At 70.1% G+C, this 14150-nt stretch carries 12 protein-coding genes; 6 read left to right on the plus strand and 6 right to left on the minus strand.

The window, feature by feature from the left end; genetic code table 11:
* Positions 1-7: 7 nt before the first annotated feature.
* The 3 genes from D2K64_RS11990 to D2K64_RS12000 all read right to left on the minus strand — a co-directional run bounded on the left by D2K64_RS11990 (position 8) and on the right by D2K64_RS12000 (position 2862).
* Positions 8-676, minus strand: a complete 669-nt coding sequence (locus D2K64_RS11990; RefSeq protein WP_238384152.1) for a dual specificity protein phosphatase family protein — start codon at positions 674-676, stop codon at positions 8-10.
* A gap of 52 nt (positions 677-728) precedes the next feature.
* Positions 729-1703 carry a Bug family tripartite tricarboxylate transporter substrate binding protein gene (locus D2K64_RS11995; protein WP_120008597.1) on the minus strand — a complete coding sequence of 325 codons (975 nt, stop codon included), beginning with the start codon at positions 1701-1703 and terminating at the stop codon, positions 729-731.
* 115 nt (positions 1704-1818) lie between these two features.
* Complete coding sequence (locus tag D2K64_RS12000; RefSeq protein ID WP_120008598.1) at positions 1819-2862, minus strand: TauD/TfdA family dioxygenase; 1044 nt, start codon at positions 2860-2862, stop codon at positions 1819-1821.
* Between the two features lie 133 nt (positions 2863-2995).
* Here D2K64_RS12000 and D2K64_RS12005 point away from each other — a divergent pair, with 133 nt between their 5' ends.
* Together D2K64_RS12005 and D2K64_RS12010 are read left to right on the plus strand one after the other, a co-directional pair.
* Complete coding sequence (locus D2K64_RS12005) at positions 2996-4027, plus strand: Bug family tripartite tricarboxylate transporter substrate binding protein (RefSeq protein WP_120008599.1); 1032 nt, start codon at positions 2996-2998, stop codon at positions 4025-4027.
* 18 nt (positions 4028-4045) lie between these two features.
* The gene (locus tag D2K64_RS12010; RefSeq protein ID WP_120008600.1) at positions 4046-5365 is read left to right on the plus strand and encodes an LLM class flavin-dependent oxidoreductase; all 1320 of its coding nucleotides are present in this window, start codon (positions 4046-4048) and stop codon (positions 5363-5365) included.
* A gap of 84 nt (positions 5366-5449) precedes the next feature.
* Here the strand turns inward: D2K64_RS12010 and hemF are convergent, their stop codons facing one another.
* The gene (hemF, locus tag D2K64_RS12015) at positions 5450-6343 is read right to left on the minus strand and encodes an oxygen-dependent coproporphyrinogen oxidase (protein WP_120008601.1); all 894 of its coding nucleotides are present in this window, start codon (positions 6341-6343) and stop codon (positions 5450-5452) included.
* 292 nt (positions 6344-6635) lie between these two features.
* Here hemF and petA point away from each other — a divergent pair, with 292 nt between their 5' ends.
* The 4 genes from petA to D2K64_RS12035 all read left to right on the plus strand — a co-directional run bounded on the left by petA (position 6636) and on the right by D2K64_RS12035 (position 10308).
* Entirely contained in the window at positions 6636-7208 is a 573-nt protein-coding gene (gene petA / locus D2K64_RS12020) for a ubiquinol-cytochrome c reductase iron-sulfur subunit (protein WP_120008602.1), read from the plus strand.
* Positions 7209-7219: 11 nt separating this feature from the next.
* Positions 7220-8494 carry a cytochrome b gene (locus D2K64_RS12025; RefSeq protein ID WP_120008603.1) on the plus strand — a complete coding sequence of 425 codons (1275 nt, stop codon included), beginning with the start codon at positions 7220-7222 and terminating at the stop codon, positions 8492-8494.
* Positions 8494-9285, plus strand: a complete 792-nt coding sequence (locus D2K64_RS12030; protein WP_120008604.1) for a cytochrome c1 — start codon at positions 8494-8496, stop codon at positions 9283-9285. The genes D2K64_RS12025 and D2K64_RS12030 overlap by 1 nt, the downstream gene beginning before the upstream one ends.
* Before the next feature lie 138 nt (positions 9286-9423).
* Positions 9424-10308 carry an S-methyl-5'-thioadenosine phosphorylase gene (locus D2K64_RS12035; RefSeq protein WP_120008605.1) on the plus strand — a complete coding sequence of 295 codons (885 nt, stop codon included), beginning with the start codon at positions 9424-9426 and terminating at the stop codon, positions 10306-10308.
* A 58-nt stretch (positions 10309-10366) separates the two neighbouring features.
* On the opposite strand, the gene D2K64_RS12040 is transcribed toward D2K64_RS12035, so the two are convergent.
* The gene (locus tag D2K64_RS12040) at positions 10367-10726 is read right to left on the minus strand and encodes a response regulator (RefSeq protein WP_120008606.1); all 360 of its coding nucleotides are present in this window, start codon (positions 10724-10726) and stop codon (positions 10367-10369) included.
* Positions 10723-14007 (minus strand): PAS domain S-box protein, encoded by a 3285-nt coding sequence (locus tag D2K64_RS12045; RefSeq protein WP_162306183.1) that lies wholly within the window; start codon positions 14005-14007, stop codon positions 10723-10725. Before D2K64_RS12045 ends, D2K64_RS12040 begins: the two co-directional genes overlap by 4 nt.
* Between the last annotated feature and the right edge of the window lie 143 nt (positions 14008-14150).

The following is a 14150-nucleotide window of genomic DNA, read 5'->3' on the forward strand; positions in this document are numbered from 1 at the left end:
CTCGGGTTTATTCCCGGCGCAGGATGCCATCCACCAGCCGATCCGCCCAGGCGCGGCTGCGGAAGGCGCTGCGCAGGGCGTTCTCGTCGTAATCCTCCCGCACCCAGTCGAGGAACGGCTTCGGGCCGTGCGCGCGGGTGAAGCGGGCATAGTCCCGGAAGAAGGCGTCCAGGATGCCGGTCTTGGAGGAGGAAACATGGCCATGCCGCCAGGAAAGCTGGCGCATCGCCTCCTCCACCGGGCGGCCCTGCAGCATCAGCCACAGCCCGGCGGCGAGGCCGGTGCGGTCGGCGCCGGATTTGCAATGGATCAGCATCGGCTCCGGCTGGTCGTGGAAGATGCCGGCCAGCCGCAGGATGCGGTCCTTGTGTGGCGCACCGCGTGATTCCAGCGGCGCGTCCACATGCTGCAGCCCCAGCGTCGCCGCCATGGCGCGGCCCAGCGCGTCGGAGCCGCAGGCCTCGCGGTGGCCGCGCAAATTGATGATGGAGCGGATACCCTCTCGCTCGACGGCGAGGCGCATCTGCCGCGGACTCGGATGGTTGGAGCGATAGAGCCGCCCTTTCTCCACCACGCCCCAGTTGCGCCAGCCGAGGCGCAGCACGGCGTGGTCCATGAACAGGCTGTTGATCCAGGCGGCGCGGCGCCCGGCGGCGGAGGAAAGGTCGTGCGGCACCGTTCCGGTATGGCGGGGCGGCGGCGCCCCCGCAAGGAGGGCGCCGTCCGCCTCAATCGGCGCGGGCGCCGGATTTGCGCACCGCTTCCTGCCAGAGCGGGCGTTCCGCCTTGCCGCGGGCCGCGGCGTCCTCCGGCGTGGACCAGAGCGGCGTGCCGCCGGCCTGCAGGAAGCGGCTCTTGACCGCCTCGTCGGAGGCGATCTGGCGCAGCGCCGCGTTCATCCGGTCGATCACCGGGCGCGGCGTGCCGGCCGGCGCCACGAAGGCGCCCCAGGAGGTGATCACGAAATCCTCCATCCCCGCCTCGGCCATGGTGGGCACGTCCGGCAGGGTCGGCCAACGCTGCGCGCCGGTCACCGCCAGCGCGCGCATGCGCCCTTCCTGGATCACCGGCACGTAGGAGGCGAGATTGTCGATGGCGAAGGTCACGTCGCCCGACAGCATGGCCGGAATGGTCTGCGCCGCGCCGCGGAATGGCACGTGCGTGGCGTCCAGCTTCAGGCGGTCGCGGAAGATCTCGCCCGACAGGTGCGGCGTGGTGCCGACGCCCGGCGAGCCGTAGGACACGAGGCCGCGCTTCTGCCGCGCCCAGGCGATGAAATCCTGCAGCGTGGTGGCGGGCACGTGCTGCGTCGCCACCACCACGACGTTGGGGAATTCCCAGGTCAGCGACACCGGCTGGAAATCGCGGTCGATGTCCCAGGACATGTCGCGGTACAGGAACTGGTTGATCGCGAAATGGCCGATGGTGGCGGCGCCGAAGGTGTAGCCGTCGGGCGCCGATTTCGCGACCGCGTCCATGCCGATATTGCCGCCGGCGCCTGGCCGGTTCTCCACCACAAAGGTCTGGCCCAGCGATTGCTGCAGCCTTTCGCAGATCAGCCGGGTCAGCAGATCGGTGGAGCCGGCCGGCGGGTAGGGCACGATCATGCGCACCGGCCGGGTCGGCCAGGCGGGCTGGGCACGGGCGCCCGACAGGGCCGGCAGGCTGAGCGAGGCGGCAATCAGGCCGCGGCGTGTGGCCATGGGCGGTATCCTCCGACGTTTTTTGTTGTGGGGGGGAGCATGGCGGAATCCGGCACCGCCGGCCAGCCTCCGCCCGGACAACAGGCTGCGGGGTCCGGGCCAGACGCCGGAGGTGCTACCCGGCGGAGGCAGGGGCCGGCGCCGCGCCGGCCTCGGGGCGATAGGGGATGCCCTCGTGCTCGCCGAAATCTTCGGCCAGCGGCCAGGCTTCGCGGAAGGATAGCCACAGCCGCACCATCAGCCGCTTGCGCGGGGCTTCCGGCCAGTCCTCGAAGGCGGTGCGGGCATGCGCGGTGCGGTAGTTGTTGCAGAACTGCATATCGCCGGGCCGCAGCATCATGTCGAGCCGGAAGTCAGGATCCTCAGTCAGCGCCGTCATCAGGTCGAGCGCCTCCCGCTCGGCCGGCGTCACGGACACGCCCCGCGTTTCCGCCAGGTCGATGGCGCGGCGGATGAAGCGGCAGCTGACCACCCCGTCCGTTTCACTGAACACCGGGATGCGGGCGGCCGAGACGCCGCGCGGATTGTCCGCCGCCTCGCGCTCCCCGTAATGGAAGCCGCGATAAAGCAGCGGCAGCAGGTCGGGGCGGCGGCGCAGGATCTCGTCGTGAATGGCGGCGGTGCTGACCACGCTGCTTTCGCCGCCCTGCATGGCGGCGCGCTGGCACAGCAGGCCCACCAGGTTGCAGCGATCGGTGTGGAAGGTCAGGTCCGCCTTGGTCTGGTAGCCGCGGGTGTTCGCCATGGCATGGGTGCGGCCCTGGTCGAACACGTGCCCGAGCAACTGGCCATGCGCGTTCTGCGACACGGCGCGGCCCAGATGCGTGCCGATGCCCCAGAACAGGATCTCCCGCTCCGCCTCGTCGAAGCGCTCCGCCGGCAGGCCGCGCAGCAGAAAGAAGCCGCGGCCATCTCTCGCCTCGGACAGCAGCCCGTCCAGCGTGGCAGCGAGGCGGGGCAGCGGGAAATCCTCCCGCGTGATCCGTGGCGGCGTCAGGCCACGCGCCTGCACGGCGGCCAGGGCGGCGGCGAGTTCCTCGACCGCCCCGGCGGACAGCGTGTGCTGCCAGGCGGTTGTGTTCCGCAGATCGCGACCGAGCCAGGCGGCGGCGCCGCCCACGGGATGGCCCACGGGGCGGAAAGAGGGGGAGGAGGCCATGAGAGGGTTCCGGCGCTGCTGATTGCATCGGCATCATCGTGAAATGAATTGACCCACGCAACGCCCCTTCTGCATAAGCCAATTTCAGTCGTGCATCACGATGATGCGCGACATGGTATCGTGAAATAGCCTGATGGTGGACCCCATGCGCGAGCACAACCCTGGCAGCCCTTCTGTTTCCCGGCGCCGCGCCGCCTGTCTGATGGGACTGGCCATGGTGTTGCCGCTGCTGGCGGAAACGGCGGAAGTGCGCCCGGCACAGGCGGCCGCAGGCTTTCCGCAGGGCCCCGTCACCCTGCTGGTGCCATTTCCACCTGGCGGTGGCGTGGATATTATTGCCCGCGCCGTGGCCGAGCGGATGGGGCCGATCCTCGGCACCACCATCGTGGTGGACAACAAGCCGGGCGGCTCGACCTCGGTGGCGGCGGCCCAGGTGGCCCGCAGCGCGCCGGATGGCCAGACGCTGCTGATCGGCACGCCCGCCAGCTCCATCAACCCGGTGTTCCAGCCGCATTTGCCGCCGGGCGACACGCGCACCGTGCTGGCGCCGGTGGGCCGGGTGGCGACGCTGCCCTATGTGCTGGTGGCCGGACCGGCCCTGCCGGTGGAGGATGTCGGTGAGCTGGTGGCCTGGGCGAAGCGCCACCCGGCCGCTCTGAACTTGGCCAATTCCGGCGCCGTCACCGCGCCGCGCCTGGCCGGGGACCTGCTGGCGCACCAGGCCGGCATCAGCCTGACCCATGTGCCCTACAAGGGCGGCGCGGCGGCGGCGCTCGACATCACCGGCGGCCGCGTCCACGCCTCCTTCGCGCAGACGCTGGAAGCCCTGCCGATGCTGCGCAGCGGCGCGCGGGCGCTGGCGGTCAGCGGCCTGCACCGCAGCCCGGTGCTGCCCGACGTGCCGGCCCTGGCGGAGGTCCTGCCGGGCTTCGATGTCACAAGTTGGAATGGGCTATTCGCCCCGGCGGGCACTCCGGCCCCGGTGATCGCCCGGCTGAACGCCGCCCTCAACGAGGCGATCGCCGACCCTGCCTTGCGCGCCCGCTTCGCCGCCGAAGGGGTGGAGTTCGTCGGCGGCGCGCCGGAAGCGCTGGGCGCGCATCTGGATGCCGAGATCGGCAAGTGGACCCGGCTGCGGGACGGCGCCAATCTGCAGCTCGATTGAGCCGCCGGGAGCGAAGACATGTCCGCCACACCCATGCGCCTGGGCCTGTTCCTGCAGGGCGCCGGCCACCACGTCGCCGGCTGGCGCCACCCCGAGGCCGAATCGGGCGGCGAGAACCTGCCGCTAATCCAGCGCATCGCCGCCACCGCCGAGGCCGGCAAGTTCGACCTGTTGTTCCTGGCCGACGGCCTGACCACCGGCGCCGATGCCCATCCGTCCACCGTGGCGCGGTTCGAGCCGCTGTCGCTGCTCTCCGCGCTGGCGATGTCCACCAAGCGGATCGGCCTCGCCGCCACCGCCTCGACCACCTATGGCGAGCCGTTCCACACCGCGCGCGTCTTCGCCTCGCTGGACCACATCTCGGGTGGGCGTGCGGCCTGGAACGCGGTGACCACCTCCTATGCCCGCTCCGCCGCGAACTTCACCCGCGGCGAGCACCCGTCGCATGATGAGCGCTATGCCATCGCCGAGGAATATCTCGAGGTGGTGCGCGGGCTGTGGGACAGCTTTGCCGACGATGCCTTCCTGAAGGACAAGGCCAGCGGCACCTATGTCCGGCCGGACGCCATCCACACGCTGAACCATGAGGGCCGCTATTTCTCGGTAAAGGGGCCGCTCAACGTGTCCCGCCCGCCGCAGGGGCATCCGGTGGTGATCCAGGCCGGCTCCTCGGCGCCCGGGCAGCGACTTGCCGCGCGCTCGGCCGACATGGTGTTCACCGCGCAGCAGACGCTGGAGGAGGGCACCGCCTTCACCCAGGGGCTGAAGCGGCAGGTGCGCGAGGCCGGGCGCAACCCCGACCACCTGCTGGTGCTGCCCGGGGTCTGCCCGGTGATCGGCGGCACCGAGGCCGAGGCGCGGGCGCTCTACGCCGAGCTGCAGGGCGGCATCGATCCGGCGGCGGCGATTCGGCTGCTGTCAGACCGGCTCGGCCACGACATCTCGGGCTATGATCTCGACGGCGCGCTGCCGGACCTGCCGGCATCGGACCAGATCCAGAGCCGCGCCAAGCTGCTGACCGACCTCGCCCGCAAGCAGAAGCTGACCCTTCGCGAGCTTTATTATCTAGTGGCCGGGGCGCGTGGCCACCGCATCGTCTGGGGCACGCCGGAGCAGATCGCGGATGCACTGGAGGAATGGTTCCGCGCCGGCGCGGCCGATGGCTTCAACATCATGCCGCCCTTCTTCCCCACCCAGTTCGAGCGCTTCGTGGAGGACGTGCTGCCCATCCTGCGCCGCCGTGGCCTGTTCCGCAGCGACTATGAGGGCCGGACGCTGCGCGAGAACCTCGGGCTGCCGCGGCCGGAGAACCGCTTCTTCGCCAAGCAGGCCGCCTGACGGGCCGGGTGCGGCTCCGCCCACCGGGCCTCCACCGGGCCGCGGCTGCCTCGGGGCGCCGGGCGGCGGCGCGGCCGCCGTCGCTCAGGGCCAGCGGACCTCGGGCGGCATCGACATCAGGATCGCCTCCACATTGCCGCCGGTTTTCAGCCCGAACAGCGTGCCGCGGTCGTGCAGCAGGTTGAACTCGACGTAGCGCCCGCGGCGGACCAGCTGGTGCTCGCGCTCCGCCGCGGTCCAGGGCTCGTGCATGCGGCGGCGGATGATGGCGGGATAGGCGGCCAAGAAGGCCTCGCCCACGTCCCGGGTAAAGGCGAAGTGATCGTCGAGCCCGGCGCCATCCGGCTCCTCGCGGCCGAGCCAGTCATAGAAGATGCCGCCCAGCCCCCGCGGCTCGTTGCGGTGCGGCAGAAAGAAGTATTCGTCGCACCAGGCCTTGAAGCGCGGGTAATAGGCCGGGTTGTGCCGGTCGCAGGCGGCCTGGAAGGCGGCGTGGAAGCTCCGGCCATCGGCCAGCGACTCGGGGGCATCCATCCGCATCGGCGTCAGGTCGCCGCCGCCGCCGAACCAGGATCGCGTAGTGGTGATGAAGCGGGTGTTCATGTGCGCCGCCGGCACGCGAGGGGATTGCATATGGGCCACCAGCGACACGCCGGTGGCCAGGAAGCGGGGGTCCTCCTCGGCGCCGGGGATCTGGCGGCGGAACTCCGGGCTGAACTCGCCCCACACCGTGGAGACGTTGACGCCCACCTTCTCGAACACACGTCCCTTCATCACCGACATGACCCCGCCGCCGCCGCCGTCCCGGTGCCAGGCGCTGCGCTCGAAGCGGCCAGGCGCAAGCGTCGCGTGCGGCCCCTCCGACAGGGCGTCCTCGATGTCTTCGAAGGCGGCACAGAGGCGGTCCCGCAGCGACTCGAACCAGGCGCGGGCCGGGGCGACCAGGCGGTGGTCGGCGGGGGCGGGGGTCTCGGGCATGATGGTCCTCGCGCAGTGGGCAAACGGGCGCGCGGCGGGGGCTAGCCCGGGCATGGCGTCATCGCAAGGCGACGGAAACGCTGCATTGCGGCATGCGGGGCGCGGGCGGTGATTGCCTCCGTGTCGGGGCTGCCCTTATATGTCGCTGGCGCATAGATCGCCGTAGCTTCGCGCGGAGGAATAGCCCGCCAGGTTGCGCACGGGGCGGCGTCACCGCAGTTGCGGTCTAAACATCAGCGGCGCCTCCGCCTGTCGGCTTTTCAGGGCGCGCCGCCAAAAGGGACGATGAGGCATGGCTGATACGCTTGCGCCCGCCAGTTCCCCGGACCTGGGCAATGCCCATGGGCCTGAACAGGGGACGAAGCGCGACTTTCTGAAACTGGTGACCGGGTCCTTCGCGGTTGTCGGCGTGGGCGCCATTGCCTGGCCGTTCATTGCCTCGATGAATCCCGCCAAGGACGTGCTGGCCCTGGCCAGCACCGACGTGACGCTCGATCATATCGCCGAGGGTCAGGCGGTCACCGTGATGTGGCGCGGTAAACCGGTGTTCGTGCGCCACCGCACCGCGGCGGAGATCGAGGAAGCCCAGAAAGTCCCGCTGGGAGAACTGCGCGATCCTGCCCCCGACCAGTCGCGCGTGCAGCGTGAGCCCTGGCTGGTGGTGGTCGGCGTCTGCACCCACCTGGGCTGCGTGCCGCTGGGGCAGAAACCCACCGATCCGCGCGGCGATTTCGGCGGCTGGTTCTGCCCCTGCCACGGCAGCCACTACGACACGGCTGGGCGCATCCGCCGTGGCCCGGCGCCGTCCAATCTCGCTGTCCCGGAATACGCCTTCCGTTCCGACACCCAGATCCGTATCGGCTGAGGACCAGTCCCATGGCATCCGGCCTGCACGACAGCACCATCCAGAACCCCGTCATCCGCTGGGTCGACCAGCGGCTGCCGGTGTTCACCATGATGCAAAAGGAGTACGGGACATTCCCGACTCCCCGGAATTTCAACTATTTCTGGAATTTCGGTCCGCTGGCAGTGATCACCCTGGTGATCATGATCGCCACCGGCATCTTCCTGGCCATGAACTACACGGCGCATACCAGCATGGCGTTCGACAGCGTCGAGCGGATCATGCGCGACGTGAACTATGGCTGGCTGATCCGTTACGTGCACATGAACGGCGCCTCGATGTTCTTCATCGTCGTGCTGATCCACATCTGGCGGAACCTCTATTACGGCTCCTACAAATCGCCGCGCGAACTGCTCTGGATCCTCGGGGTCGTCATCTTCCTGCTGATGATGGCCACCGCCTTCATGGGCTATGTGCTGCCCTGGGGCCAGATGTCCTTCTGGGGCGCCACCGTGATCACCAACCTGTTCTCGGCCATCCCCCTGGTCGGCAACAGCATCGTGACCCTGCTCTGGGGCGGCTTCTCGGTCGACAACCCGACGCTGAACCGCTTCTTCTCCCTGCACTACCTGTTGCCCTTCGTGATCGCCGGCGTGGTGTTCCTGCATATCGCCACGCTGCACATCACCGGCTCCAACAACCCGCTGGGCATCGAGCCCAAGGGCCCGCAGGATACGGTGCCGTTCCATCCGTACTACACGGCCAAGGACAGCGTCGGCATCATCGTCTACCTGATCGTGTTCTCGGTGCTGGTGTTCTTCACCCCCAACTACCTGGGCCACACCGACAACTACATCCCGGCCAACCCGCTGGTGACACCGCCGCACATCGTGCCGGAATGGTACTTCCTGCCGTTCTACGCGATCCTGCGCGCGGTTCCGAACAAGCTGGGCGGCGTTCTGCTGATGTTTGGCGCCATCGCCGTGCTGTTCGTGCTGCCCTGGCTGGACCGTTCCCCGGTACGCTCCATGCGCTTCCGGCCGATCGCCAAGTGGTTCCTGCTGCTGTGGGGCGTCAACTTCTTCGTGCTGATGTGGACGGGCGCCATGCCGGCCGAAGGCATCTACGTCACCATCGCCCGCCTCAGCACCGCCTATTACTTCGCATACTTCCTGGTGATCCTGCCGCTGCTCTCCAAGGTGGAACGGCCGCTGCCGCTGCCGGAGAGCATCAGCCGCGCCGTGCTGCGCGGCGGCGGTCACCTGCATGGGGCCGCCGCCACGGCCAAGCCGATGGAGAAGGCCTGATGCGCGTGCCCACCCTGAAGGCGGCCATTCTGGCCGCCACCCTCTCGCTTGGCCTGGCTGCGCCCGCAACCCAGGCGGCGGAGGGCCATGTCGAGGTCCCGAACACCGAGTTCTCCTTTGACGGCCCGTTCGGCTCCCATGACCGGGCCGCGGTGCAGCGCGGCTTCCAGGTCTACAAGGAAGTCTGCTCGGCCTGTCACTCGATGTACCTGATGTCGTACCGCAACCTGCGCGACATCGGCCTGTCGGAGGCGGAAGTCACCGCCATCGCCGCATCCTATCAGATCCAGGACGGCCCGAACGACAATGGCGAGATGTTCGAGCGCCCGGGCCGCCCGTCCGATCGCTTCCGCCGGCCGTTCCCGAACGACAACGCGGCGCGTGCCGCCAATAACGGTGCCCTGCCGCCCGACCTGTCGGTGATCGTCAAGGCCCGTCAGGGCGGTGCCGACTACATCAAGGCGTTGCTGATGGGTTATGAGGACCCGCCACCGGGCGTCACCCTGATGGAAGGGATGTACTACAACAAGTACTTCGCCGGCCATCAGATCGCCATGGCGCCGCCGCTCACTGGCGACGGACAGGTGACCTGGGCCGACGGCACCCAAGCCACCGTGGACCAGATGGCGCATGACGTTTCCGCCTTCCTGGCCTGGGCGTCGGAGCCGGAATCGGATACCCGCAAGGCCATGGGCGTGCGGATCATCCTGTTCCTGACCGTGCTGGGCGGCCTGACCTACGCCGTGAAGCGCAAGATCTGGGCCCGCGTCGGCGGCGACCCCGTGACCTGAGGCGGATGCGGCGGCCGGCCTTGCGGCCGGCCGCATCCTGCTTCAAGGACAGCCCTGGCGACGCCGCCGGGGCCGGATCCTTCCAGAAGGGCCGCCTGCACCGGGCGGCCCTTTTCCGTTGCAAGGGAGCGGACCCGCATGGGCGACACCATCGAACCCGTTATCGGCCTGATCGGCGGTTCCGGCCTGTATGACATCGACGGGCTGGAGGAGCGCGAATGGCGCAAGGTCGGATCGCCCTGGGGTGAGCCGTCCGACGAGTTGCTGTTCGGCCGGCTGGGCGGGGTGCGGGTGGTGTTCCTGCCGCGCCACGGCCGCGGCCACCGCATGCCGCCCTCAGCCCTGAACTACCGGGCCAACATCGACGCGATGAAGCGTGCCGGCGTCACCGAGATCCTGTCGATCTCCGCCGTGGGCTCGCTGAACGGCGACCTTCCGCCCGGCCATTTCGTGATCGTCGACCAATTCATCGACCGGACCTTCGCGCGGGCCAAGTCGTTCTTCGAGACGGGCTGCGTGGCACATGTCTCGGTGGCGCATCCGGTCTGCCCGCGCCTCGGCGATGCGGCGGAGGAAGCGGCACGCCAAGTCGGGCTGAAGTACCGGCGCGGCGGCACCTACCTGGTGATGGAAGGGCCGCAATTCTCCACCAAGGCGGAAAGCGAGCTGTACCGCGCCTGGGGCTGCGACGTGATCGGCATGACCAACATGCCGGAAGCCAAGCTCGCCCGCGAAGCCGAGCTTTGCTACGCCACGATCGCCATGGTCACCGATTTCGACTGCTGGCACCCGGAGCATGACCACGTCACGGTGGATGCGGTGGTCAAGGTGATGCACGCCAATGCCGACCGGGCGCGGGCGCTGGTGAAGACGGTGGTGCCGATGCTGGGCGCCCCGCGCGGTCCGTGCCCGGCCGGCTGCGACCGCGCCTTGGAATACGCGTTGGTCACGCCGCCGGAGCAGCGCGACCCGGCACTGATGGCCAAGCTGGATGCCGTCGCGGGACGCGTACTGGCGAAGTGAGCAACGAGGGCCGTGCCGCCCCGGACAGGGCGGCACGGGCGTTCCCGGCCGCCTCGGCTCAGCCGCAGACCTTTTCCAGCGCGATGATCAGGTCCCGCGGATCATAGGGCTTGGCCAGGACGGGAACCTCCCGGTGCCGTTCCGGCAATCCGGCGGCGCCGTAGCCAGTCGCCACCACGAATGGAATCGCGTGGTCGTTGAGCAGGTCCGCCACCGGGGTCGAGGCCTGGCCCGCGAGGTTGATGTCCAGCACCGCCGCTTCCGGGCGCTCGGCCTCAAACAGGGCCATGGCCTCCTCCACCGTGGCGGCAGGTCCCAGCACCACGGCACCGGCTTCCAGCAGGGCGTCCTCCACCAGCATGGCGATCAGTGCCTCATCCTCGACCACCAGGATGCGCCGCCCGTTCAAGCCGCTCATTCCGAATCCTCTTCCACCACGGGTCCATTGACCGGCCGGAAGCGAATGGCCGCCTGGAACCCATCCATGTCATAGTCCAGCTTCACCGAGGAGCCGGGCCCGAGCTCTGCGGGCAGGCCGCGCTCCAGCATGCGGCTGCCGAAGCCCCGGCGCGAAGGCATCACCACCGGCGGGCCGTTCATCTCCTGCCAGCTGAGCCGCACCATGCCGTCAGGCTCCCCCTGCCACTTCACCAGAATACGCCCTTCCACCAGAGTCAACGCGCCATGCTTGAGAGCGTTGGTTGCCAGTTCGTGCAGGGCGAGAGCAAGACCCAGCGCCTGCTTCGGCGCCAGCCAGACGGCGGGACCCTGGATCTGGAAGCGCAACTCGCCGGGCTGGCTCGATTCGGCCTGCCACGGCGCCAGCACGGCGCGGGCAGTTTCCTCTAGCGTGGCGCCGCGCCAGGTGCGGGCGGTGAGCAGGTCATGCCCGCGGGACAGGGTCAGCAGCCGGGCCTGGAAATCCTGCAGGAAGCGCGGGATCGCATCCGGGGCGCCGGCCACGTTGCGCGCGGTCTGCAGCGCCAGGGAATGCACCGTGGCCAGGGTGTTCTTGACGCGGTGGTTCAGCTCGCCGAGCAGCAGCGCCTGCCGCGCCTCGGCGGCCTTGGCATCTGTAACATCCCGCGCCAGCCCGCCGCGCCGGATCATCAGGCCCTGGGCATCGACGATCGGGAAGCCGACGTCGCGGATCCAGCGCTGCCCGCCATCCGGGCGCAGGATGCGGTATTCGGTGTCCATCATGCCGCTGTGCCGGGCCTGCGCGGCGGCGGCCTCGACCCGGTCCCGGTCGCCCGGGTGGATCATGTCGAGCACCAAGGCGGGCTGCCGGTCCATGCGCTCCTGGGCAACGCCCCAGATCCGCTCAAAGGCGGGGCTGAGGAATTCCAGCATCTCGCCGGTCGGATCGGTCATCCACATCACGTCCGGGCTGGCCTCGGCGAAGCGGCGGAAGCGACTCTCGGAGGCGGCGAGGTCGGCCGCCGCCTGAACCGCCGCCTGACGGGAGGCGGTCTGCGCCGCCACCTGGCGGGCCAGCGCCTCGCGCGCCTCGGCCAGCTCGGACACGTCGGTGACGGCGCCGATCCAGCGGCGGATGGTGCCGTCGGCGGCGCGGGCGGGCAGGGCGCGGGCCACGCACCAGCGCCAGCCGCCCTCGGCGCGGCGCAGCCGCAGCTCGGCGGAGAAGGGCTGGCCGCGGCGCAGGGCCCGGCGCCAGGCGCGCTCGGTGCGGCGCTGGTCCTCCGGGTGCACGATGCGGTCCAGCGACTGCACCGCGACGCCCGGCGCCAGTCCGGTGAAATCCTGCAGCCGGGGATTGACGTAGTCGATGCGCCCGTCCGGCATGGTGGACCAGACGATCTGCGGGATCGCCTCGGCCAGGGTGCGGAAGCGCAGCTCGCTTTCGCGCAGCGCCTCGGCGGCGCGGCGGGTGGCGTCGATGTCGGTGATGGCGGCCACGGCGCCGGCCACGCGGCCCTGCGCATCGCGGATCGGGGTGCCGGCAATGCGCAGCCACACCATGCTGCCGTCCCCGCGCCGGTAATGGAACTCGGCGGTGGCCGGCAGGCCGGTGAGCAGGGCGCGCGCGAGCGGAAATTCGGGTCCGTCCATGCGCCGCCCGTCAGCGTGGTAGGCTTCCCACTTGGCGCGGTATTCGGTGATGCTGCCCAGCAGTTCCACCGGGTGGCGCAGGATCTCCTCCAGCCGCCGGTTGCCGAGCAGGATGCGCCCCGAAGGCGCTTCGGCCAGCAGCACGCCGACCGGAACGTTGTCCATCACCGCCTTCAGCCGCGCCTCGCTTTCGCGCAGCGCCGCCTGCGCCGCGCGCTCGTCGCTGACGTCGCGGAAGAACAGGGTCAGCCCTTCGGCGGAAGGAAAGATGTCGGCGGACACCCAGCGGCCCAGCACGGGGTGGAAGGCGGTGACCGATTGCGCCGTGCCATCCTCCGTGGCGTGGCGGAAGGCCTGCGCGAAGGAGCCTTCCTCCCAGCCGGGGAAGCTGTCGGCCAGCTTGCGGCCGATGCCGCCATCGGGGTTGGCGGAATGGACGCGGGCGCGGCCGTTCATGTAGAGCAGCACGCCGGCGGGATCGAGCACCAGCACGCTGTCGGTGGTGCTTTCCAGCACGGTATGCAGCCGGGCGGACAGCGCGACGCGCTCCGATTCCAGCGCATCGCGCTCGGCGGCCGCCTTGCGCAGCGCGGCCGCGGCCTCGTCGATCTCGCGCAGGCCGGTGGGCGGAAATTCGGGCAGGGCGGCGCCGCGCCCGAAGGCGGCGGCGATCTCGCCCAGTCGGTTCAGCGGGGTGGCGACCCGGCGATCGACCCAGAGCGCCAGGGCCAGGGTGAACAGCACCAGCACCGCACCGCCGATCAGCACGATGGGGCTCAGCACCCGGTACAGCGCATTGTCGAGCACGCCGATCGGCATCGACACCGCCACCGTCCACGGCGTCGCGTCGACCTGCCGCCAGGCGCTGTAGAGCGGCTCGCCGGATACGCTCCTGTTGACCAGCCAGCCATCGCTGCTGCGGCCGCCGAGAACGCGGCGGATCGGGCTGTCGGCCGATACTTCGCGCCCGATCAGCCCGCCCAGCGGCGGCGTGCGGGCCAGCACCCGCGCATTCTCGTCCACGATGGCGACGATCCATTCCGCCGGCAGCACCAGGCGCTGGATCCGCGGCCGCCACAGCGGCATGGGATCGAGGGAGGCGGTCAGGAACAGCGACGGCTTGCCGCCCGGCTGCGGCAGCTCCTCGGTGATGTCGAGGCGCAGCGGCTCATCGGCGGTCAGAGACTGGCGGGTGGAGATGCCGGCCCGGTAGGGCGCGTCGCGCAGCACCGGCAACACCGCGCCGGGCTGGTTGGGATCGACGAAGGGGCGGCCGCTGTCCACCACCACGTGGCCCTGCACGTCGGTCAGCCAGATGCGCGCACGATAGGTCATCGGCAGGGTGCGGGCCTGCTCGTGAAACGCCGCGAGCTCGCCGTCGCGCAGCGCCGGGGAGCGGCCGAGCGCCGCCAGCTCACCGCGTAGGCCGAGCACTTCCCGCTCCAGCCCGAAGGCGAGGTCGCGCGTGGCGTCGCTGGCCTGCTTCGCCAGACGCTCGCGTTCCGCCTCGGCCATCCGGCCGGCGATGTGGCCTGCCATGCCCCAGACCGGAAGAAACGCCGCCAGGGCGATCAGCAGCAGATAAAGCCGGACAGTAGGGGCCCGGCGGGTCGTCCGACTGGTCATCCTGCCTTGGTCCGCCGGCGGCGATGTTGCCTCCATCTCCCCATGCGGCGGCGCAGGCCGCAGCGCAAGAGCCTCCGCCCCGGCATCAGGCCGGCTGCCGGCCGGAACCGGCGCGGATTGGCGCCGGGCCAGCCGGAGGGTCA

The organism is Teichococcus vastitatis (assembly GCF_003604215.1).
GTDB classification, from domain to species: domain Bacteria; phylum Pseudomonadota; class Alphaproteobacteria; order Acetobacterales; family Acetobacteraceae; genus Pseudoroseomonas; species Pseudoroseomonas vastitatis.